Raw genomic sequence first — 22,117 nt, forward strand, 5'->3', positions numbered from 1 at the left:
GAATTTTTAAAATATGAGTACAGAACAAATATTATCATCAGACGGTTTGCCTCTAGAGGTCAGCTTAAAGAAAGCTGAAAGAAAAAATAAATTAAAAGCAGTGATGCTTGTGGGTCCATTATTTTTGTTTCTTATAATTACATACGTATTTCCAATAGGTGATATGTTATTTAGAAGTGTTGATGATCGCATGATCACTAAAATGCTACCAAATACTTTTACATCACTTGAAAAATGGGAAGGTAAAGAGATTCCAGAAGAACCAGTTTATGCAGCACTTTATGAAGATTTAGCATATTTAAAAAAAACTAAAACTTACGGTAAGATTATAGCAAGATTAAATTATGAAAAAGGTGGATTCAGTAGTTTAATAAAAAAAACAGTTAGAAAAATTGGAAAATTTGAAGAAGGTGATTACAAATCACAATTTATAAAAACACATAAGAGGTGGGGAGACATAGATTATTTTATTGCTTTAAGAAATGCAGCACCAAACTGGTCTTATGCTAAATATCTAAAAGGTGTAGATTTAAAGCTTGATCAAGATGGTAATATAGTACAACAAGCAGAGGATAGAAGAATTCATAAAATACTCTGGCTAAGAACTCTTAAGGTTGCTTTTTGGGTAACTATATTTTGTTTCATTCTTGCTTATCCAATTTCATACCTATTAGCTACACTACCCATGAAATATAGTAATTTATTGATGATATGTGTGCTTCTTCCATTCTGGACATCACTTTTAGTTAGAACCTCAAGTTGGATGGTCTTACTTCAGCAGCAAGGCCCAATTAATGATTTGATTGTATGGCTCGGACTTGCAGCAAACGATGCTAGGCCAGAACTAATGTATAATGTAATTGGAACTTTTGTTGCAATGACTCAAATCTTATTACCATTTATGGTTTTACCACTTTACAGCGTAATGAAAACAATATCTCCAAGCTTAATGAGAGCTGGAAAATCTTTAGGTGGAACACCATTTGTAGCATTTAGAAAAATATATTTTCCATTAACAATTCCAGGAATTGGCGCTGGATCCTTGTTAGTTTTTATTTTAGCAATAGGTTATTATATAACACCTGCATTAGTTGGGGGAGCAAGTGGATCTTTAATTAGCAATACGATTGCTTATCATATGAAAAGTTCTTTAGATTGGTCATTTGCAGCTGCATTAGGTACAATGTTGTTAGTTGGTGTTTTAACTATTTACTGGATTTATAATAAATTAGTAGGAATAGATAATATTAAACTAGGATAAACTATGTCATTACCAACTTATACAGCATGGAATTATAGAATTTGGCACTACACATATTTAACTATTTGTGCATTAGTATTTTTCTTTTTAATTGCACCATTATTTATAATTTTACCACTTTCATTTAATGCCGAGCAATACATTCATTTTTCTGCAGGAATGTTAGCACTTGATCCAGATGCATTTTCGTTGAGATGGTATGAGGACATGATCTATGGAACTAAAAATCCATGGGGACTTGCTGCAAAAAATAGTATTATCATCGCTTTCTTTGCAACCATTGGCTCAACAATTCTTGGAACAGTTGCAGCATTAGGTCTAAGTAGTAGACATATGCCTTATAAAGCAGCATTCATGGCTTTATTGATTTCACCAATGATTGTTCCTCTAATTATTTCAGGAACAGCAATATTTTTCTTCATGGCAAAAGTAGGTTTAGCTGCAACACATACAGGGATAATTTTAGCACACATTATTTTAGGTACGCCATTTGTAGTTATTACAGTAACAGCAACATTAACAGGCTTTGATCATAGTGTTACAAGAGCTGCCGCAAGTTTGGGAAGTAATCCAGTAAATACTTTTATGAAAATAACATTACCATTAATTTTACCAGGTGTTATTTCTGGTGCACTATTTGCATTTGTAACTTCATTTGATGAAGTTGTAGTCGTATTATTCTTAGCAGGACTAGAAAACACTACTATTCCAATTCAAATGTGGGTTGGTTTAAGAGAGCAGTTAAGTCCAACAATAATGGCTGTGGCAACTTGTTTGATTATAATGTCTACATTAATTCTAGTTAGTGCAGAGCTTTTAAGAAGAAGGTCTGAAAGACTAAGAGGAATTAATAGGTAATTCATTTACTAAGTTCATTTTTTTTATTATAAATAGTTCTTCAATTTTTGAGTCTTATGAAAATTAAAAAAGTAGTAGTTATTGGTTCAGGAACTATGGGCAGCGGAATTGCTGCACATTTATGTAATGCAAATATTCCAGTAATTTTACTAGATTTAAAAACTGAAATAAGTGAGCAAGCACGTGATAAAATTCACAAATCAAGACCACCGCTTTTGTTAGATAAGTCCAAAATAAATAACATTAGAGTAGGAAATATTTTAGATAATTTTGATGAAGTTGCAGAGGCAGATTGGGTAGTAGAAGCTGTTGTTGAAAGAATAGATATTAAACATGATATCTATAAAAAAATATTTAAAGAGAGAAAAAAGGGTGCAATAGTTTCTTCAAATACATCATCTATACCTATTAAAGTCTTATCTGAACATTTATCAGAAGAAGAAAAAAAAGATTTTTGCATTACTCACTTTTTTAATCCAGTTAGATACATGGGATTATTAGAAATAGTTAAAAATGAAAATAATGATTTAGATAAAATAAACTCTTTAAAAGATTTTTGTGAAGCAGAACTTGGGAAAGGCGCAATTATTTGTAATGACACTCCAGGTTTTTTAGGTAATAGAATAGGTGTTTTTGCTATGCAAGTTGCAATGACTGAGGCTTTTAAAATGAAACTTAATATAGAAGAGGCGGATGCAATTTTTGGAAGACCAATGGGTATACCAAAAACAGGCGTGTTTGGTCTTTATGATTTAATTGGTATTGATTTAATGGCCGATGTTTTAAAAAGTTTTATTAAAGAATTATCAGAAAAAGACCCTTTTCAAGTGGTTGCAAAAGAAATTCCTTTAGTAAAAACATTAATTGAAACTGGGTACACAGGTCGAAAAGGCAAGGGTGGGTTTTACAGAGTTAATAAAACGGGTGAAGTTAAAGTTATGGAAGCAATTAATCTTGAAACTGGAGAGTATTCAGTAAGTAAAAAGATTAATATTAAATCAGACAAAGTTGATCTTAAATCTCTAATTAATAGAGATGATAAATATGGTGAGTATGCTTGGTCTGTTATTTCTAAGATTATTAAATATGCTTCTTCTTTAGTTCCATCAATTACAAAAGACTTTAATGATATCGATGAAGCAATGAGATTAGGTTTTAACTGGACTAAAGGTCCATTTGAAATGCTGGAAGAAATTGGAGTTGAAACTTTTTTTGATAAGATAGATGACATTAAAGGAAACACTTTTTTAGAAAATCTATTCCAAAGCAAAAACCAGGATTTTTATGGATCTAGACAAAAATATACTGATATTGAAACATTTGGAAAAGCAAAAAAGAAAGCATTGAGTGTAGATGGAAATAGCTCAGCTCAGATATATAGATTTAATGATTATAATATTGTCGAGTTTACCACTAAAGCAAATGCTTTAGATTATGACTCAATGGACGCTTTAAAAAAAGCAACAGACAAACCTTTGATTATAATAAATGAAAGTATGCAATTTTCTGCTGGTGTAAACTTGAGTTACACGATGGATTTTGCAAATAAAAATGATTTTAAATCTATAGAAAAATTTATTAAATATTTTCAAGAAACTTGTAAACATCTTAAGTATTCTAATCATCCAGTTGTTTCTGCACCATCAGGGTTAACTCTTGGAGGGGGATTTGAAGTTATGGTTCAAAGTAATTTTGTAGCCTCACATACAAATATTGTAGTTGGATTAGTAGAAACAATAGTTGGATTAATACCAGCTGGTGGGGGATGTAAGGAAATGTTGGCAAGATGGCTTAATACAGATGAAGCTAAAAAAGATCCTTATTATGCGCCCCTTAAAGTGTTTGATATTATTGGGTATGGAAAAACTGCAACTTCACCAGTTGAGGCAGAACCATTAAAATATTTAAAACCTGAAGATAAAAAAATAATGAACAGAAATAGTTTGCTTGAGGTTTCAAAAAAAATCTTAGATGAAAATAAAGAATTTAAAGTCCCATCAGAGACAAAATTCAAACTACCAGGAAAAAAAGTTTTAGTAGAAATGAATAAAATTCTAGAAAAGCTTTACAATGAAAAAGTAATTCGTGAGCATGGTGTTACAGTTGCTAAGGAATTAGCACATGTCTTGAGTGGGGGAGACACAACTATTGATAAAACTTTATTGGAAGATGATTTATTTAAATTAGAACTAGATGCATTTATGAGATTAATCGAAGCAAAAGAAACTCAAGATAGAATTAAACACACACTAGCAACAGGAAAGCCTTTAATTAACTAATATCTTTCGTCTTCTTCTTTCTTTATCTCGTTTTCTAATATTTCTTCTTTTTTTCTTCTATTACTTCTTCTTTTTTAAATTCTATTATCTTTTCACTTTGTTCTTTTTCTTTAATTAATTGGTCATTAAACTTTTTAATCAATGCTTCTTCTTTTGCTATTTGTTCCTTATCAAATTTCCTTTCCCACTCTTTTATTCTCTCTTCTTCATCTTTAACTCTTTTTTCTTCAAGAATTCTAGCTTGAATTATTTTTTGTTCCTTTAAATTTTCTAATCTTATTTCTTCTTCTTTTAATTGTAGTTCTTCCTGAATTTTTCTTTGATTGAAGTCATTTAATCTCAATTCCTTGAGTTCTTCTATTTCTAACTGTTCTTTTAGTCTAAGTTGTTTTTCTTTTTCTCTTAAATCATCAGCTTCTTTTAACATTTTTATTTCTTTTTCTCTTAATCTTTCAATCTCAATATTTTTAATATTTTGTTCAATTTCTTCAAGTTTTTGTTTTTGATAATTTAATTTATGTTCTTCTTCGTTTAATCTTTGCTCTTCTTTTTTTTGTTTATCAATCTCAATATTCTTTAATCTTTCTTCCTCATCTTTAATTTTCTGTTTAGCTTCACGGGCTTTTTGTTTATCAATAGCCATTAATCTATCATTTTCAATTTTAGCTTTTTGTTGCTCTTGTCTTATTCTTTGCTTTTCAAAAAAATCTAATCTTAGTTTTTCTTCTTTTAATTTTAAATCATCAAGTCTTACTTTTTCCTCCTCTTCATCTTTTATTTTTTGCTCTTCAGCTTTAATTCTTTGAGCTTCTAGTTTAATTTTTTTTCTTTCAATCTGCTGCTGTTGTTTTATAATTTTTTCTTTCTGTTTTTCTTTTTTCTCTATTCTTTGTTTTTCTTCCTTTATTAGATTTAATTCATTTTGTTTAATTAACCTAATCTCTTCATTTTTTTGTTTTTCTTGTTCTAACTTTTCTTTTTTTAATTCTTTAATTTTTTCTTCTTTTAATAATTTGATTCTCAGCAGTTCTTTTTGTTTAGCTCTTTCTTTGAATTTATTGTATTTTTTTATTAGAGTTGATGATGTGAATTTTGCTAATTTCTCTATATTAATTTTTTTTAAAATTTTTAACGGTTGTTCAATTAGCTTTTTCCTGCCCAGATTAATTTTTTTACTAGTTGTGCTTTTAAGGACCTTTTTCACAAACCTATCTCATCAACTTTTGGTTAATAATAATAGTATTAGAGTGGCTATAATGGGTTCAACTTGAGATTTTATTCCTTATTAATTAAGCATTTTAAACCAATTAATGAAGTCAGGTCTTAAAATATATTCTGATCGTCTGTCATATTTTATTTTTTTTAGGACTTCTAACCCATAAAGAACCCTACCGACAGGCGTGTACTCTCCCTCAAATAAAGGCTCATCCTGTAAGATTATAAAAAACTGACTGTCTTCAGTATCGTTCTTAAATGTTCGAGCTAATCCAACACTTCCTTTGGTGTAATGAAAATTATTATCGATTTCTGATTTAATCGTTCCTAATCCAGATTTTCCAGTACCAATTTTTCCATAATTTAAATTTCCTTTTTTCCCAAATTCCAAGTCACCTGCCTGAATAAGCTTGTTTTCAATTACTCTATGAAAGGCAATATTTTCATAAGCATTGGATTTAATTAAAGTTACAAATCTTTGGACGGCATTAGGTGAAATATTTGGGTAAAGCTCTATAATTACATTTCCACAAGGTGCATTTAAAATTGCAATATTATTTGGTTTTTTGAAGGTAATATCTTTTGGATCAATATTTTTGACAAATAAACATTTATTTTTAACTATAAAATATGTGCAGAAAGTTGTGATGCCTAATAAAATTAAAAAAACAAAAATAAATTTTTCAGATTTAGAAGCTTTAATTTTTTTTATCATTAAAAAGTAAAAGAATTATCTATTTCTTTTATTTTATTTTCAATATATGAAATTTTATTATTTAAAATGGGGTCTGATTTACGAATTTGGTTAATTTCTTTTTTTTTTAAAAAGATCATATGTGAGTAAACTTCTGCCATATCCTCTGAGGCTGTTGATTTAGAATATTCTGTAAAAAAGCCATTGGTTATTTTATATTTTTCTAATGATATATTCTTTGTGCATGTGGAGCATTCAGCATATCTAAATTTAGAATTATTAAATTTAATCCACTCTTCTTCATTAAAAACTTCTTTATGCTGAAGATGTATTACATGAAAAACTTCGTGATGGATTACTCTTTCAAAGTAATCTTCATTAAATTCAATATCCAGTATTAATGTTTTCATTACATTATCTGGAATACCAGCCGTATATAGTTCTGAGATGGATAAATTTTTGCACATAACAATATATTTGAGATTAATTTTTTTTAGATAATCATAAGAATATCTATTAAGATTTTTATGAATAATTTTATATTTTGCATCTAAATCTTTCTTATTTGGATTTGAACAAACAATATTTTTTTGAGTACCTAGCCTAAAAGGTCTGACAGCATAAAAATATTTAAGCTTATTTTTAGTATTTATTTCATAAATCTCTAAGTTGGGTATTTTGATAAGATTATAAATGGTATTAGCTTTTAGTGGGGTAATAAAAATAATTAGTAGTAAAATGGCTCTTATTAAGTTCATAATTATAAAGATAGAAGATATTCCATTATCAAAGAATGTGGTACATTTTATTTATAAATGAAAAAAGAAAGAAATAAAAACCCAATTCAGCCTGTTAGTGGAACTAAAGTCCCAAGATTTGCTGGCCCATCTACATTTGCAAGGTTACCAGAACTAAGAGATGTTAAAAGTTGTGATGTAGCAATTGTTGGAATTCCATTTGACGCTGGTACAAGTTACAGACCAGGAGCTAGATTTGGCCCAATGAGTATTAGACAGGCTTCAAGACATTTAAGAACTAATTATCATCCAAGTTATGATGTTGAACCTTTTAAAGTACAGCAAGTTGCTGATGCTGGTGATATCACCTGTAATCCATTTAGTATTGATGAGTCGATAAAACAGATTGAAGCTGGAGCAACAGATTTATTGAATAAAGTTGGTGGTATAATTAGCCTAGGTGGCGATCATACAATTGCAGTACCTTTATTAAGAGCAATCAATAAAAAATGTAATGGACCAGTTGCCTTAGTACATTTTGATGCACATTTAGACACTTGGGACACATATTTTGGTGCTCCTTATACACATGGAACTCCTTTTAGAAGAGCAAGAGAGGAAGGTTTATTTCTAGATGATGCTTCAATGCATGTTGGAATCCGAGGGCCTCTTTACAGCAGGGATGATATTAAAAATGATGAAGAATTTGGTTTTAAAATTATTCACTGTGATGAGTTTCAAACACAAGGCACAGATAAAATTGCTGAAAGAATTAAAAAAAGAGTTGGTAACAATCCACTTTACTTGTCTATTGATATAGATGTTTTGGATCCAGCTTTTGCCCCAGGCACAGGTACACCTGAAATTGCTGGTATGACTACAAGAGAGATGGTCAATGTTTTAAGAGGACTGTCTGGTTTAAATCTTGTTTCTGCTGATGTGGTTGAAGTTTCTCCAGCATATGATCATGCTGAAGTTACGTCGTTAGCTGCAGCAACCATTGTTTATGAACTAACAAATTTATTTGCAAAATCATAAAGAAAGGATAGTTTCTCAAAATGTTAGATAAGAAAAAATTTTATATCAACGGTGAATGGGTTTTCCCAAAAAAACCAAATGACTTCAAAGTAACAGATCCTTCAACAGAGGAAGAGTGTGCTGTTATATCTTTAGGTGGAGTAGAAGATGTAAATGATGCAGTAAGTGCTGCTACTAAAGCTTTTGAAACATGGGCATTTTCAACTAAAGAAGAGAGATTAAAGTATTTAGAAGCTTTGTATGTTGTTTATAAAAAAAGATGGGCTGATATGGCTAAGGCTATAACTCTTGAGATGGGAGCACCAATCGATTTTTCAACACAATTACAAGCTGGAACTGGGGCTAGTCATATAAAATCCTACATAAAAGTTTTAAAAGAATATACGTTTGAAGCAAAATTAGGAGAACATGCTTTGAACAATAATATTTTACATGAACCAAAAGGAGTTTGTGCGTTAATTACCCCATGGAATTGGCCAATGAACCAAACTTGTTTAAAAGTAATTCCAGCAATCGCTGCAGGTTGCACAATGGTACTTAAACCATCTGAAATAGCCCCATTATCATCGATGATTTTAGCAGAAATGATTGATGAAATTAAATTACCAAAAGGTGTATTCAATTTAGTTAATGGAGATGGTGCAGTTACTGGAAATGCATTAACAAGTCATCCAGATGTAAATATGGTTTCATTTACAGGATCTACTAGAGCAGGTGCTTTAATTTCTCAAAATGCTGCAAATGATTTTAAGAGAGTTAGCCTTGAACTTGGTGGAAAAGGAGCGAATATTATATTTAAAGATGCAGATGCCGAAGCAGTTGAAAGAGGCGCTTTAAGATGTTTTAGAAATTCAGGACAATCTTGTAATGCACCAACTAGAATGTTAGTTGAAAAATCTATTTATGATGAAACAGTTGAAAGAGTAAAAAATTTTGCTAATTCAATGAAAGTTGATATTGCAACAAAAGAAGGTGATCATATTGGACCTGTTGTTTCAAAAGCCCAGTTTGATAAAATTCAAGCTTTAATTCAAGTTGGTATTGATGAAGGTGCTAAATTAGTTGCTGGTGGAACTGGTAAACCTGATGGACTTGATAAAGGATATTTTGTTAAACCTACTGCTTTTGCAGATGTTAATAATCAGATGCAAATTGCAAGAACAGAAATATTTGGACCTGTTTTATCAATTATACCCTTTGAAACAGAGGAAGAAGCAATTGAAATTGCAAATGACACTCCATACGGATTGTTAAATTTTATTCAAACTCAAGATCAAGAAAAAGCTAATAGAGTTGCTAGAAAACTAAGATCAGGAATGGTAGATATTAATGGAGCCGGTTTAGCACCAGATGCTCCTTTCGGTGGCTATAAGCATTCTGGTATTGGTCGTGAAGCTGGTAAATTAGGCCTTGAAGAGTATCTTGAAGTTAAAGTTGTTAGTGGCTGGAACGATTAATTAGAAATAGAATTATTTTTAATTCCATCCAACAAAGCTAAACATTTTTTAAGTTCATCTAAAACTATAAACTCATCTATTTTATGAGCCTGTTCAATTGATCCTGGACCACAAACTACTGTGCTAATCCCAATTTCTTGAAATAATCCAGCCTCTGTTCCAAATGAAACAACTTGTCTAGAATTATCACCTGTTAAGCTCGAAATTAATTCACAAGCATCTGACTTATCTTGTCTGTCAAATCCAACAATTTCACCAATAATATCTTTTTCAATTGAGGCAGTAGGAAAAATTTTTTTCATTTCAGGTAATAACACCTCATTTGCATACTTGTCGATTTCTTGATTTAAAAATACTCCATCATCTTTATCAACTGGCCGTGTTTCCCAATTAACATGACATTTGTCTGCTATTACATTATGAGCAATACCACCAAACACACCACCAATAGAGAGGGTAGAGTATGGTGGATCAAAAATAGAATCTTTCGGGGCTCTACTTTTAAGCTTTTCTCTAAGTTCAATTAATTTATTTACATATCTTGATGCATATTCAACAGCACTTACACCTTTATGAGGTGCTGAACTATGTCCTGCTAAACCTTTAAAATAGGTTGTGTATTCATAACACCCCTTATGAGCGTCAATAATTTTCATATTAGTCGGTTCACCAATAACACAAATACCATCTTTAATTTCTCTTTTTTTTAATTCCTCTATTAGTATAGGAGCACCCTGGCATGCTGTTTCTTCATCAAATGTAAATGAGAAATGAATATCTCTATCTAAATTTGATTTAGAATAAATAGGCGCATAAGCTAAAGTACATGCAATAAAACCTTTCATATCACATGAACCTCTACCATATAACTTGTCTTCTCTAATCGTTGCTGTGAAAGGATCTGAACTCCAGCCCTTTGAAACAGGGACGACGTCAGTGTGGCCCGATAAAATAATTGGCTTCTTATTATTTGAATTTTTAGCTTTTAGTGTAGCAAATAAATTTACTCTTTTTTTTTCATCATCATAAGTTTTAAATGATGTTGCACCAAGTTTTTTTAGAATTTCATCACAATAGTTAATCAAAGAGCTATTATCTTCTCCAGATATTGTTTTGAAGCTAATCAAATCAGTTAAAATTTTAACCGAATTATTAAATAATTGATCTGAACTATTTTCTGTACTCATAAATAACATCTATTATATATTAAATATATGAAAGAACAAATAACCTATGATGACTTTGATAAAATAGATATTAGAGTTGGAACTGTAATCTCTGTAAAAAAAAATGAAAAAGCACGTAAACCTTCTTTAGTTATTGAGGTAGATTTTGGTAAAGAAATTGGAATTAAAAAGTCTTCAGCTCAAATTACTCATTATTATAACGAGGAAAATTTAAAAGGAAAACAAGTTGTAGGTATTTGTAATTTTCCTGAGAAAAATATTGCAGGAATTGTTTCACAAGTTCTTATTTTAGGTTCAATTGATAAAGAGGGAAAAGTTATATTACTTCATCCATCACAAGAATCTGAAAATGGTCTTCCAGTAGCTTAATTTTTTATGCATCCAGAATTATTATTATTAATAGGAATTTCTTTATCTTTGGGATTTACACCAGGACCAAATAATGCTGTTGCAGCTTACTCAGGTTTTAATTTTGGTATCAGAAAAACTTTACCATTAATCTTGGGAGTTGGTTTTGGTTACACAACTTTAATTATATTGATTAATTTTGTTTTAATATCAACTTTCAAAAATTATCCAATTATTCAAGAAATTATCAGAGTTCTTGGAACAATTTTTTTGATTTATCTAGCTTATAAAATTTCATTTTCAAAAATTTCTTCAGATGGAAGAACAGAAAATCCAGTAAAGTTTTTAGATAAATTTATCTTTCAGTTTATCAATCCAAAAGGAGTAATGGCTGGAGTTACATTGAGTTCAAACTTTGTAGAACAAGGGGAAAACTATTTGAATCACTCTATTTGGGTAATTGTAGTTTGTAGTGTAACAGCATTTTTAAGTATCACTTCGTGGACATTTTTAGGTAAGTTTTTAAGGAAATTTGCTACAAATAATAATTTTATTAAACGATTTAATTATGCTATGTCATTGCTACTTATCGTTTGTATAATAGGGTTCTACATCTAAAACTAAATGAAACCAGGAAACAAAAATTCATATAACTCTTTAAAATCTATCAGTATAAATGACACTGAATATAAATATTATTCTTTATCAGAAGCAGAAAAAAACGGTTTAGATGGAATTTCAAAACTACCAAAATCCCTTAAAGTTTTATTAGAAAATTTATTAAGATACGAAGATGATCTATCAGTTACTAAAAGCCAAATAGAAGCAATTAAGGAATGGTTAAAGACAAAAAAATCATTAACTGAAATAGCTTATAGGCCAGCAAGAGTTTTATTGCAGGATTACACAGGAATACCAGCGGTTGCTGATCTTGCGGCAATGAGAGAAGCTGTTAAAGAAAAAAATAAAGATCCAAATACTATTAATCCACTATCTGCAGTTGATCTTGTAATTGATCATTCAGTTCAAGTAGATAAATCAGCAAATAAAGATTCTTTTGAAAAAAATGTTGATATTGAATTTAAAAGAAACGGTGAGAGATATTCATTTTTAAAATGGGGTCAACAAGCATTTAATAACTTTAGAATTGTTCCTCCTGGAACTGGGATTTGTCACCAGGTTAATTTAGAATATTTGTCAAAAGTAGTCTGGTCTGAAAAATTTAAAGACGAGAACTATTTATTTCCTGACACTTTAGTCGGTACTGATAGTCATACTACCATGGTTAATGGCTTATCTGTTCTTGGATGGGGTGTTGGTGGAATAGAAGCTGAAGCTGGAATGTTAGGACAACCAATTTCCATGTTAATCCCTGAAGTAATCGGATTTGAAGTTAAAAATAAGATGCCAGAAGGCACTACTGCAACAGATTTGGTTTTAACAGTTGTAAAAATGTTAAGAGATAAAGGTGTTGTTGGAAAATTTGTTGAATTTTATGGAGAAGGTTTAAAAAATTTAACTCTTGCTGATAGAGCAACAATTGCCAATATGGCACCAGAATATGGAGCAACGTGTGGTTTTTTTCCTATTGATGAAGAGACATTAAAATATTTAAGATTTTCAGGAAGAGATGAAAATATAGTAAATATAGTTGAGAAGTATGCAAAAGAACAAGGTTTGTGGGCTAATGATCAAGTTGAATTTACAGACACCTTATCATTAGACATGTCTACAGTTGTTCCAACAATTTCGGGACCCAAAAGACCTCAGGACAAAGTTTTATTAACAGATGCCTCTACTGGATTTAAAAAAGTTTTTGAGGACGCAACTAGCAGAAAAGAGCAACATGTTTCAAAAGTATCAGGATCAGATTATGAAATTAAAGATGGTTCAATATTAATTGCAGCTATAACATCATGTACAAATACATCTAACCCAAATGTATTAATTGGAGCTGGGTTGTTAGCAAAAAAAGCTGTTGAACTTGGTTTACAAACTAAACCATGGGTAAAAACATCATTAGCTCCGGGATCGCAAGTAGTAACTGATTATTTAGCAAAAGCAGGACTAAATGTATTTTTAGATAAACTTGGTTTTAATTTGGTTGGATATGGTTGCACGACTTGTATAGGAAACTCAGGACCTTTACCGGAAGAAATTGTTCAAGCCATAGATAAAGAAAATATTTATGCTGTATCAGTGTTATCTGGAAATAGAAATTTTGAAGGAAGAATATCACCACATATAAAAGCTAATTATTTAGCTTCCCCTCCATTAGTTGTAGCTTATGCGCTTGCCGGTCATATGGAATTTGATTTATACAAGGAACCTTTAGGAAAAAGTAAAGATGGTAAAGATGTATTTTTAAAAGATATTTGGCCATCAAATAAAGAAATTGAAGACACATTAAGAGAATCTCTTAATGCAGAGATGTTTGTTAAAAGATATTCAAATGTTTCAGAAGGCCCTAAACAGTGGCAAGAAATTAAAACTGAAAATACAAGTATTTACAATTGGGACTCTGGTTCAACTTATGTAAAGAAACCACCATTCTTTGAAAATTTACCTGATCAACCTGAAGGGTTTAAACCTATTAAAGATGCAAGACCACTTTTGATATTAGGGGATATGGTTACAACTGATCATATTTCTCCAGCAGGGAATATCCAAAAAGAAAGCCCAACAGGTGAGTACTTTATGGAACATCAAATACTTCCAATAGATTATAATTCCTATGGGTCAAGAAGAGGGAACCATGAAGTAATGATGAGGGGAACTTTTGCAAATATTAGAATAAGAAATGAAATGGCACCAGGAACAGAAGGTGGATTTACAAAATTATATCCAGAAGAAAAAGTAATGCCAGTTTATAATGCTGTAGTGGAATATAAAAAAAGAGGTACAGACCTTGTTGTTATAGGTGGAAAAGAATATGGAACAGGATCGTCAAGAGATTGGGCCGCTAAAGGAACAAAGTTATTAGGTGTAAAAGTTGTAATAGCAGAAAGCTTTGAAAGAATTCATAGATCTAATTTGATTGGAATGGGTGTTTTACCACTACAATTTACTGAAGGAAACGATAGGATAAACTTAAAATTAACAGGATCAGAGTTAATAACAGTTCTTCAAATAGAAGAGGGTATAAATGCATCAGATCATGTTCAGGTTGAAATAAAATATGCCTCAGGAGATATCAAAAAAATCAAAACTCTTTGTAGGATAGACACTAAAAACGAATTAGAGTATTATAAAAATGGTGGAATACTTCAATATGTATTAAGGAACATGATTTAGAGATGGATGAAGAAGTTACAATTATAGATACAAATGCAAGAAACGAAAGAATTAAGAATTTTTTTATTGATAATAAAAAAAAACTTATATCAATTGTCTCAATAATATTAGTAATTATAATTGGGTATTTATCATTTGAAAAATCCAAAGAAAGAACCAAAATTAAGTTAGCAAATAAATACAACTTAGCTTTAATAGACCTTAATCCAGATAATAAACAAAAAACAATTGATGAAATGGTTAATGTTGTAAAAAGTAATGACGCAACTTATTCTCCACTAGCTTTATATCATCTGTTAGACAATAATTTATTAGAGAACAATGAAGAAATAAATATATTATTTAATGAGTTAATTGAAAAAACAAATCTTGATAATGAAATCAAGAATTTAATTATATATAAAAAAGCATTATTTAATTCGGACTTAGTAAGTGAAAATGAATTGTTAAAAATTCTTAATCCAGTAATTAATTCTGAGAGTATTTGGAAATCTCACTCATTGTATTTGTTAGCAGAATTTTTTTACTCAAAAAGTGAAAAACAAAAAGCTAAAGATTTTTTTAACCAGATCTTAGTTTTACCTAATGCTAACAGTGCAATTAAAACAGAGTCACAAAAGAGACTAAATAGAGATCTTGGTGAATAAAGTACTATTATCAGTCTTAATTCTCTTAATCTTAAACAGCTGCTCAACAAGTAAAAAGGTAGGTTTTTGGAATAAAGATGACAAAGATCAACAAAAAATTGAAAATACAAAAACTATTTTAACTAAACAAATAAGACTTGAAGAAGAATTTAATTCAAATCTTTACGTTAAAATATCTAACCAAAAGCCTAATCAAAATAGCTTAAATAATCAAAATGATACTGGTGAGCTATCTTATGATGGTATCTTGGAAAAAATAGGAAAATATAATTTTTCTAAATTTAAAGATTTTGATTTTATAAGTCCTAGCCCTTTATTTTATAATAAAAATTTAGTTTTTTATAACAACAAGGGTGAAATAACCCTTTACGATGAAAATCAAAAAACTCTATGGAAAAATAATTATTACAATAAAAGTGAAAAAAAAATTAAGCCAAGATTAAATTTTGCATTAAAAAATAATATATTAATTGTAACGGATGATGTAGCAAAATATTATGCAATTAATATTGATACAGGTGAGCTATTATGGACAAAAACAAACATAGTTCCCTTTAACTCTAACATCAAAATAAAAGATGATGTTTTTTATGTGGTAGATTATAAAAATATTCTAAGATCAATATCAATAAAAGATGGATCAGAAATATGGAATTTAAAAACTGAAGAATCTTTAACAAAATCAAATACCAAGATATCAATTGCCCTTGATAAAAAAATTATTTATTTTAATAATTCAATTGGGGATATTACAGCTGTAGATATAAAATCTGGCCAACTTGTTTGGCAACTACCCACACAAAATAACAATATTAATCAAAATGCATTTCAATTGTCAAATTCAGAATTAGTGATTAATGAAAACACAATCTTTTTCTCTAATAATAAAAATGAATTTTATTCTATTGATACCGTCACAGGATTAATTAATTGGAAAAATGAAATTAGCTCGGATCTTAAGCCTGTTGTGATCGGTAAACTTGTAATAACTATATCTGAAAAAGGATATTTATACTTAGTTGATAAAAAATCTGGAAATATAATGAGAATTAATTATTTATACAAAGATTATAAAGATAAAAAAAGAAAACAAATAAAACCAACAGGTTTTTTTATTACTGCAAATAAAATATATGTAACTAATAGTGATGGAAAATTAATTATTGTTAATAGTAACGAAGGTAATATTTTGAATATAGTAAAAATTTCAGGAGGCAAAATATTACAGCCCTTTATAAATGAAAATAATCTTTTTTTAATAAGCAATGGTTCTGTTATTAAATTTAATTAGCAATGTTTCTTAAGTTACTTGATAAATTAGGGAGAAAAAAAGTTGTTTTAGATCGAGGACCATCTCACCCCTATTTTAATGAAGCAAAACCATGGATGAATAGATATTATATCTTATTAAGACATAGACCAAAATGGTTCCCATTTAACATTTTATTACATGAAATGTTGGCTGATGATCATGGAAAAGGGGTCCATAATCATACATTTCCTTACATAACAATCATATTAAGAGGAGGTTATTGGGAAACACTAAATACTGGAAGATTTTGGCGACCAGTCGGATATATTGGTTTTAGATCAGCAAATAATTTACACAGAGTTGATCTTAAACCAGGAACAAAACCCCTTACATTATTTATATCTGGTCCTTTTGGATTAAGAAAAGGCCCGAGGTCAGAATATGGTATAGATTTTAAAACAAAAAAATGAATTTAAATAAATTATTTCTAAATTATTGTAAAAAAAATAATTTAGAAACTAATCATAATCAGTTAAATTTAATAGAAGAACTTAATTTATTTTATAATCAGAACTTTAATAAATCATTTTTAAAAAAAATATTCACTAAACAAAATTCAAAAAAAGGATTTTATTTACAAGGAGATGTGGGTGTAGGTAAAACAATGATATTAAATTTTTTTTATAATAATTTTGAAAAAACAAAACAAAGATTTCATTTTAATGAATTTATGATTAGTTTTCATAATTTTGTATTTAAAAATAAAAAAAATAATCAAGAAAATATTATAGAGAAATTTGTTAAAAAATTAAAAAGTAAATCTAAATTAATTTATTTTGATGAGTTTCAGGTCACCAACATTGTAGATGCAATGATCTTAGGGAGCTTATTTAAAAAAATATTTGATGAAGATATAAAAGTTTTATTTACATCAAATGCTAAAATAAATGATCTTTATAAAGATGGATTACAACGAGATCAATTTCTTCCCTTTATTAAAATAATGAAAGAAAGATGTTATCAAGCAAAATTAATTATCGAAGATGACTATAGAAAATCTTCAAAAAATAAAAATGAAAGGTATTTTTATCCACTATGCGAAACAACAAATTTTAAACTTAATAAGTTTTTTAGAAAAATAACAAAAAATCTATCTAATAAAGAAATAACTTTAATCATTAAAGGTAGAAAGTTTAATATTAAGAATTACTTTAACGGAATAGCACGTTTTGATTTTAAAGAATTATGTTCTAAAAATATTGGAGCAGAGGATTATATAAAAATAGCGGAAGTCTGTAATTTTATTATTATAGAAAATATTCCTATCTTTAATAGCGATAATTCTAATCAACAACAAAGATTTATTACATTAATTGATATTCTTTATGAAAAAAATATACCACTAATGATATCTTCTCAATTACAATTAGATTTATTAAGTTCCTCAGAAGATTTAAAAAAGATATTTAAAAGAACCATTAGTAGATTATATGAATTAACATCTATCAAATATAATAAACTATGAGACAAGAATTTTTGAATTTAGAATTGAATACAAATGGACAGAAGCTGTATGAATTTACCAACCAAATAAATCAATGGGTAAGTGATAATGAGTTTAATAATGGAATTATCAATATAAGCATTCAACACACCAGTGCTTCATTAATAATTCAAGAAAATGCTGACCCAGATGTTCAAACTGATTTAGTAAATTTTTTTAATAAGCTCGTACCTATGGATAATTCCCTTTACATCCATACAGCTGAGGGAAAAGATGACATGCCTGCACACATAAAGTCTGCGTTAACTAATAATCAAATCTCTTTAAGCGTTAAAAACAATGAGTTATTACTTGGTACTTGGCAGGGTTTATATCTTTTTGAGCACAGAATTGAGAAACAAAACAGATTGATTGTTCTTCACTATTTAGGAGATTAGTTTTTCTTAATTGTTTTAAAAGCATTTAGAGCAGCATTTCTTGCTTCAACATGATCTACAATTGGGTTTGGATAATCGACACCTACAATAACCTTAATTTGTTCTTGGTATTTGCTTTCTAGTTCCCATGGTTTATATAGAAATTTATTAGGCATGTTTTTAAGTTCTGGAACCCATTTCTTTGTATAAATTCCATCTTTATCAAATTTTTCACCCTGGAGAATTGGGTTAAATATTCTAAAATAAGGAGCTGCATCGGCACCACAGCCAGCAACCCATTGCCATTGAGCAACGTTACTAGCTTCATTATAATCAACTAAACAATTTTTAAAATGTTTTTCACCCTCTATCCAATGAATTCTTAAGTGCTTAACAAGAAATGAAGCAACAATCATTCGTACTCTATTATGCATCCATCCTGTTTCATACAGTTCTCTCATTCCAGCATCAACGATAGGATATCCTGTCATACCTATTTTCCATGCTTTAAGAAATTTATCATTTTTAACCCAAGGGAAATTATCAAAATCTTTTCTAAGATTGCCTTTTAGCATTTGTGGGAAGTAATTAATTAAACTATGAGAAAATTCTCTCCATCCTAATTCATTAATATATTTTCTATAACCAATCTTTTTAATTTTAATTGCTTGGCATTTCTTCCAAATTTTTTCCACATGTATTTGTCCAAATTTTAAGAAAGGTGATAATTTAGAGGTTCCATTAACACCAGGAATATCTCGTGCATCACCATAGCCTTCAATTCTATTATCTATTAATTCTTGTAAATATTTATTAGCTTCTTGCTCAGATGGGTTCCAATATTTTTCAAATTTTTTATGCCAATTTTTTTTAGGTAAAATTTCTTTAATAGAAATTGATTTTTTAAATATATTTATTTTTTTTGCTTTTGATTTAACTTTTATAAATTTAGAGGGTAACTTTGAAATATAAAATTGTTCAGTTTTCTTCCAAAAAGGAGTGAATACTTTATAAGGTGTACCATCATCTTTAGTCATTTCCTGAAACTCTACAAGAATATTTCCTTTAAAATATTTATATTGAATTTCATTTTTAATGAATAAATCTCTTATTTTTTTACCTTTATTAATTATATCAGGCTCATACACTTTACTCCAATAAACAGTAACATTATTTTCCTTTTTTAAATTGGACAATACCTCTAGTTCATCACCTAATTGAACTTCTAATGTAATATTTAACTTCTTTAGATCTATATTAAAATTTTCTAAAGATTTAGTCAGCCACCATTTTTGAGCTTCTCTTTTATTATCAAAATTTTTTGGGTTATAAATATAAAGAGCGTTTACAAACTCATGATTTTGAGTTGCAATAGATAAGGCTTCATTGTCTTCAATTCTAAAATCTTCTCTTACCCAAACAATCGCTTTTTTTGTCATATTTCCTAGATTTTTTGCAATCCATCATTTAAAAGTTTTTGATACATTGCATGGTCAGTTAAACCCTCACAACCAAATAAAAGTACATTTGATTCTGAGTTTAGTTTTAACTTATCTAAGTATTCTTTATTATTAAAAGAGCCTATTAACGCAATTACACCTGGAACGGCACATTCACCACCTATGATTTTTTCATTAGATAAACGCTTTTCTGCTAAAAGTGCTACTGCAGTTGAGATTGCTTCATCTGGTATAGTTAAACAATAGTTGGCAGAATTTTTTAAAATCTCCCAGGCTATACTTGATACATCACCACAAGACATACCACCCATTACTGTTTCTTTTTTAATATCAACAGTTGTTGGTATATTATTATTAATACTTTGAAAAACACAGTCAGCATTTTCAGGTTCTATAATAATAAATTGAGGAATATTTTCTGATAATTTTGCAAATCCTGCTATCATTGCTGCAGCCATACCACCAACGCCTGCTTGAAGAAAAACGTGTGTAATAGAGTTTTTATCTATTTCATCAATAATTTCTTTAACCATAATTGTGTATCCAGCCATTATTAATTTTGGAACTTCTTTATAGCCTTCCCATGAAACATCTTGGACTATTTCCCAGTTGTTTTTATTTGATTGCTCTATACATTTTTTTAAAGAGTTATCGTAGTTACCTTTAACCCTAATAACTTCAGCATCAAGATTACGCATAGCTTCAGCTCTAGACTCACTAACAAATTCACTTATAAATATTTTACATTTTAAGCCTAGTCTTTGCGCACCCCATGCAACAGATCTTCCATGATTTCCAGCTGTAGCTGTCGAAACTGTTATGTTCTTTTTTTCACTTGCGATTTTATAGACAGCAAAAGCTCCACCTAATGCTTTAAATGATTTAAGTTCAAATCTTTTATCTTCATCTTTGTAGTAAATATTTTTGAATTTTAATTCATCGTTTAATTTATTTAATTTAATCAGTGGAGTAGGGGCATAATTATTCCAACTAGATATAGCTTCTATCGCTTCATCTATAAATTTTTCTGGAAGTTGTGTAAGTATATTTTCTTTATTAAATTTATAATTTTTATTCTCTAAAAATGATGTGATAGACCAAAGATCTTTCTGCAGGATTGATTTCATTTATTAACAATCAAGAGTGCTATTTTTTTCCCAGTGAGTTACTGAGCTTTTTTTATCAAACTTTTCTTCTTGATTAAAATCTTTAATTTCAGATCTTTTTAATTTTAGATAGCTTTTAATAGTATCACTACCAAATGCTTCCTTAATTTCTTTACTATTTTCTAGTTGATCTAATGCATCTTCAATTATGTCAGGTAATTTTTTTAGATTAGGGTAATTTTTATGATCAGTGTACATATTACAAGATAAAGGTTCACCAGGATCTATTTTATTATTTATTCCATGTAAACCAGCAGCTATTACTCCAGCTTGAAGTAAATAAGGATTTACTGCTCCATCCATCAATCTTAATTCAAATCTACCTTTATCTGGAATTCTTATCATATGAGTTCTATTGTTTCCTGTATAAGAAATACTACTAGGTGACCATGTGGCACCTGATTTTGTTGGTGGTGCATTTATTCTTCTATAACTATTAATTGTTGGATTAAAAAATGCGGTCAAAGGCTGAGTAAGCTTCATAATTCCACCTAGAAAATTATATGCTAATTTGCTCAAACCTAATTTATCTCCATTATCTAAAAATTTATTAATTTTTCCATTCCATAGAGAAATATGAGCATGACAACCATTACCCGTTAGATTGCTAAAAGGTTTTGGCATAAATGTTGCTCTCAATCCATGTTTTTCAGCTAATGATTTAACCATATACTTAAAGAATACATGTCTATCAGCTGTAGTTAAGCAATCTGTATAATCCCAATTCATTTCAAACTGGCCGTTAGCATCTTCATGATCGTTTTGGTATGGGTTCCAGCCCATAGTAATCATGCTATCACAAATTTCTTTGATTAAATCATATCTCCTCATTAAGGCTGACTGATCATAACAAGGTTTTGATTGTGTATCTCTAGTATCAGCAATTTTGCTCCCATCTTCAGATATCAAAAAATATTCACACTCTACACCAGACTTCATGACTAAATCTTTTTTATTCAATTTATTAATTTGCTCTTTGAGCATTACTCTAGGTGAAGCCTTAACAGGTTTACCATACATATATAAATCAGAAGCCAACCAGCCAATTTCTTTGTTCCAAGGTAATTGAATTAAGCTTTTAGGATCTGGTAGAGCAAACATATCTCCATCTGCAGGAGACATATCTAGCCAAGTTGCAAAACCTGCAAAACCTGCTCCATTTTTTTGCATGTCTGCAATCGCTTGTGCTGGTACCAATTTTGATCTCAGGACACCAAAAAAATCTACAAAACTAATCAAAAAATATTTAATTTTTTTAGTTTTAGCAATTTTAGATAAATTTAAAGGCATGATTTATTTCTTAA

The 22,117-nt window shown here is 29.3% G+C and carries 20 protein-coding genes; 13 read left to right on the plus strand and 7 right to left on the minus strand.

The features are described from left to right. Window positions 1–13: 13 nt before the first annotated feature. Genes E5R92_RS06625 through E5R92_RS06635 form a run of 3 tightly spaced genes read left to right on the plus strand, consistent with a single transcriptional unit; the run spans window position 14 to window position 4,398 of the window. Window positions 14–1,261 (plus strand): ABC transporter permease, encoded by a 1,248-nt coding sequence (locus E5R92_RS06625; RefSeq protein WP_168607299.1) that lies wholly within the window; start codon window positions 14–16, stop codon window positions 1,259–1,261. A gap of 3 nt (window positions 1,262–1,264) precedes the next feature. Continuing rightward, window positions 1,265–2,119 (plus strand): ABC transporter permease, encoded by an 855-nt coding sequence (locus E5R92_RS06630; RefSeq protein WP_168607300.1) that lies wholly within the window; start codon window positions 1,265–1,267, stop codon window positions 2,117–2,119. A 56-nt stretch (window positions 2,120–2,175) separates the two neighbouring features. Beyond that, the gene (locus E5R92_RS06635) at window positions 2,176–4,398 is read left to right on the plus strand and encodes a 3-hydroxyacyl-CoA dehydrogenase/enoyl-CoA hydratase family protein (RefSeq protein ID WP_168607301.1); all 2,223 of its coding nucleotides are present in this window, start codon (window positions 2,176–2,178) and stop codon (window positions 4,396–4,398) included. A gap of 34 nt (window positions 4,399–4,432) precedes the next feature. On the opposite strand, the gene E5R92_RS06640 is transcribed toward E5R92_RS06635, so the two are convergent. From E5R92_RS06640 to E5R92_RS06650, 3 genes are all read right to left on the minus strand, one after another. Further along, a complete protein-coding gene (locus E5R92_RS06640) occupies window positions 4,433–5,602 on the minus strand; it encodes a coiled-coil domain-containing protein (protein ID WP_229704525.1) in 1,170 nt (389 codons plus the stop codon). 81 nt (window positions 5,603–5,683) lie between these two features. Next, complete coding sequence (locus E5R92_RS06645) at window positions 5,684–6,328, minus strand: peptidylprolyl isomerase (protein ID WP_168607302.1); 645 nt, start codon at window positions 6,326–6,328, stop codon at window positions 5,684–5,686. Continuing rightward, window positions 6,328–7,065, minus strand: coding sequence for a putative zinc-binding metallopeptidase (locus tag E5R92_RS06650; protein ID WP_168607303.1), 738 nt, complete (start codon window positions 7,063–7,065; stop codon window positions 6,328–6,330). The genes E5R92_RS06645 and E5R92_RS06650 overlap by 1 nt, the downstream gene beginning before the upstream one ends. A gap of 57 nt (window positions 7,066–7,122) precedes the next feature. On the opposite strand from E5R92_RS06650, the gene speB reads away from it, so the two are divergent. Together speB and E5R92_RS06660 are read left to right on the plus strand one after the other, a co-directional pair. After that, window positions 7,123–8,082: an agmatinase gene (gene speB, locus E5R92_RS06655; protein WP_168607304.1), complete on the plus strand. Its 960-nt coding sequence runs from the start codon at window positions 7,123–7,125 to the stop codon at window positions 8,080–8,082. Between the two features lie 20 nt (window positions 8,083–8,102). After that, entirely contained in the window at window positions 8,103–9,539 is a 1,437-nt protein-coding gene (locus E5R92_RS06660; RefSeq protein WP_168607305.1) for an aldehyde dehydrogenase family protein, read from the plus strand. On the opposite strand, the gene argE is transcribed toward E5R92_RS06660, so the two are convergent. Further along, entirely contained in the window at window positions 9,536–10,726 is a 1,191-nt protein-coding gene (gene argE, locus E5R92_RS06665) for an acetylornithine deacetylase (RefSeq protein ID WP_168607306.1), read from the minus strand. The genes E5R92_RS06660 and argE overlap by 4 nt on opposite strands. 27 nt (window positions 10,727–10,753) lie before the next feature. Between argE and E5R92_RS06670 the strand changes: the two genes are divergently transcribed. From E5R92_RS06670 to E5R92_RS06705, 8 genes are read left to right on the plus strand one after another with little or no spacing between them, the layout of a single operon-like run. Next, window positions 10,754–11,095 carry a tRNA-binding protein gene (locus E5R92_RS06670; RefSeq protein WP_168607307.1) on the plus strand — a complete coding sequence of 114 codons (342 nt, stop codon included), beginning with the start codon at window positions 10,754–10,756 and terminating at the stop codon, window positions 11,093–11,095. A gap of 6 nt (window positions 11,096–11,101) precedes the next feature. Then, on the plus strand, window positions 11,102–11,692 hold the full coding sequence (locus E5R92_RS06675) for a LysE family translocator (RefSeq protein WP_168607308.1): 591 nt from the start codon (window positions 11,102–11,104) through the stop codon (window positions 11,690–11,692). A 6-nt stretch (window positions 11,693–11,698) separates the two neighbouring features. Then, window positions 11,699–14,368, plus strand: coding sequence for an aconitate hydratase AcnA (gene acnA / locus E5R92_RS06680; protein WP_168607309.1), 2,670 nt, complete (start codon window positions 11,699–11,701; stop codon window positions 14,366–14,368). A gap of 2 nt (window positions 14,369–14,370) precedes the next feature. Next, window positions 14,371–15,015 carry a hypothetical protein gene (locus tag E5R92_RS06685; RefSeq protein WP_168607310.1) on the plus strand — a complete coding sequence of 215 codons (645 nt, stop codon included), beginning with the start codon at window positions 14,371–14,373 and terminating at the stop codon, window positions 15,013–15,015. Beyond that, window positions 15,008–16,306, plus strand: coding sequence for a PQQ-binding-like beta-propeller repeat protein (locus E5R92_RS06690; RefSeq protein ID WP_229704526.1), 1,299 nt, complete (start codon window positions 15,008–15,010; stop codon window positions 16,304–16,306). Before E5R92_RS06685 ends, E5R92_RS06690 begins: the two co-directional genes overlap by 8 nt. Before the next feature lie 2 nt (window positions 16,307–16,308). After that, window positions 16,309–16,737, plus strand: coding sequence for a hypothetical protein (locus E5R92_RS06695; protein WP_168607312.1), 429 nt, complete (start codon window positions 16,309–16,311; stop codon window positions 16,735–16,737). Continuing rightward, a complete protein-coding gene (gene zapE / locus E5R92_RS06700) occupies window positions 16,734–17,792 on the plus strand; it encodes a cell division protein ZapE (RefSeq protein WP_168607313.1) in 1,059 nt (352 codons plus the stop codon). The genes E5R92_RS06695 and zapE overlap by 4 nt, the downstream gene beginning before the upstream one ends. Then, a complete protein-coding gene (locus E5R92_RS06705; protein ID WP_168607314.1) occupies window positions 17,789–18,208 on the plus strand; it encodes a secondary thiamine-phosphate synthase enzyme YjbQ in 420 nt (139 codons plus the stop codon). Before zapE ends, E5R92_RS06705 begins: the two co-directional genes overlap by 4 nt. On the opposite strand, the gene E5R92_RS06710 is transcribed toward E5R92_RS06705, so the two are convergent. The 3 genes from E5R92_RS06710 to glnT are packed head-to-tail and all read right to left on the minus strand — an operon-like array spanning window position 18,205 to window position 22,103. Beyond that, a complete protein-coding gene (locus E5R92_RS06710; RefSeq protein WP_168607315.1) occupies window positions 18,205–19,626 on the minus strand; it encodes a cryptochrome/photolyase family protein in 1,422 nt (473 codons plus the stop codon). The two genes, E5R92_RS06705 and E5R92_RS06710, sit on opposite strands and share 4 nt — an antisense overlap. 5 nt (window positions 19,627–19,631) lie before the next feature. Next, window positions 19,632–20,774, minus strand: coding sequence for a diaminopropionate ammonia-lyase (locus E5R92_RS06715; RefSeq protein WP_168607316.1), 1,143 nt, complete (start codon window positions 20,772–20,774; stop codon window positions 19,632–19,634). Window positions 20,775–20,777: 3 nt separating this feature from the next. After that, the gene (glnT, locus tag E5R92_RS06720; protein WP_168607317.1) at window positions 20,778–22,103 is read right to left on the minus strand and encodes a type III glutamate--ammonia ligase; all 1,326 of its coding nucleotides are present in this window, start codon (window positions 22,101–22,103) and stop codon (window positions 20,778–20,780) included. Window positions 22,104–22,117: the final 14 nt, after the last annotated feature.

It is taken from the genome of Candidatus Pelagibacter giovannonii (genome assembly GCF_012276695.1).
Taxonomy (GTDB): domain Bacteria; phylum Pseudomonadota; class Alphaproteobacteria; order Pelagibacterales; family Pelagibacteraceae; genus Pelagibacter; species Pelagibacter giovannonii.

Bases quoted from the DNA above. Each gene is read 5' to 3' on its own strand.
- E5R92_RS06625 (WP_168607299.1), top strand. From the start codon at position 14: ATGAGTACAGAACAAATATTATCATCAGACGGTTTGCCTCTAGAGGTC.
- E5R92_RS06630 (WP_168607300.1), top strand. From the start codon at position 1,265: ATGTCATTACCAACTTATACAGCATGGAATTATAGAATTTGGCACTAC.
- E5R92_RS06635 (WP_168607301.1), top strand. From the start codon at position 2,176: ATGAAAATTAAAAAAGTAGTAGTTATTGGTTCAGGAACTATGGGCAGC.
- E5R92_RS06645 (WP_168607302.1), bottom strand. From the start codon at position 6,328: ATGATAAAAAAAATTAAAGCTTCTAAATCTGAAAAATTTATTTTTGTT.
- E5R92_RS06650 (WP_168607303.1), bottom strand. From the start codon at position 7,065: ATGAACTTAATAAGAGCCATTTTACTACTAATTATTTTTATTACCCCA.
- speB (WP_168607304.1), top strand. From the start codon at position 7,123: ATGAAAAAAGAAAGAAATAAAAACCCAATTCAGCCTGTTAGTGGAACT.
- E5R92_RS06660 (WP_168607305.1), top strand. From the start codon at position 8,103: ATGTTAGATAAGAAAAAATTTTATATCAACGGTGAATGGGTTTTCCCA.
- argE (WP_168607306.1), bottom strand. From the start codon at position 10,726: ATGAGTACAGAAAATAGTTCAGATCAATTATTTAATAATTCGGTTAAA.
- E5R92_RS06670 (WP_168607307.1), top strand. From the start codon at position 10,754: ATGAAAGAACAAATAACCTATGATGACTTTGATAAAATAGATATTAGA.
- E5R92_RS06675 (WP_168607308.1), top strand. From the start codon at position 11,102: ATGCATCCAGAATTATTATTATTAATAGGAATTTCTTTATCTTTGGGA.
- acnA (WP_168607309.1), top strand. From the start codon at position 11,699: ATGAAACCAGGAAACAAAAATTCATATAACTCTTTAAAATCTATCAGT.
- E5R92_RS06685 (WP_168607310.1), top strand. From the start codon at position 14,371: ATGGATGAAGAAGTTACAATTATAGATACAAATGCAAGAAACGAAAGA.
- E5R92_RS06695 (WP_168607312.1), top strand. From the start codon at position 16,309: ATGTTTCTTAAGTTACTTGATAAATTAGGGAGAAAAAAAGTTGTTTTA.
- zapE (WP_168607313.1), top strand. From the start codon at position 16,734: ATGAATTTAAATAAATTATTTCTAAATTATTGTAAAAAAAATAATTTA.
- E5R92_RS06705 (WP_168607314.1), top strand. From the start codon at position 17,789: ATGAGACAAGAATTTTTGAATTTAGAATTGAATACAAATGGACAGAAG.
- E5R92_RS06710 (WP_168607315.1), bottom strand. From the start codon at position 19,626: ATGACAAAAAAAGCGATTGTTTGGGTAAGAGAAGATTTTAGAATTGAA.
- E5R92_RS06715 (WP_168607316.1), bottom strand. From the start codon at position 20,774: ATGAAATCAATCCTGCAGAAAGATCTTTGGTCTATCACATCATTTTTA.
- glnT (WP_168607317.1), bottom strand. From the start codon at position 22,103: ATGCCTTTAAATTTATCTAAAATTGCTAAAACTAAAAAAATTAAATAT.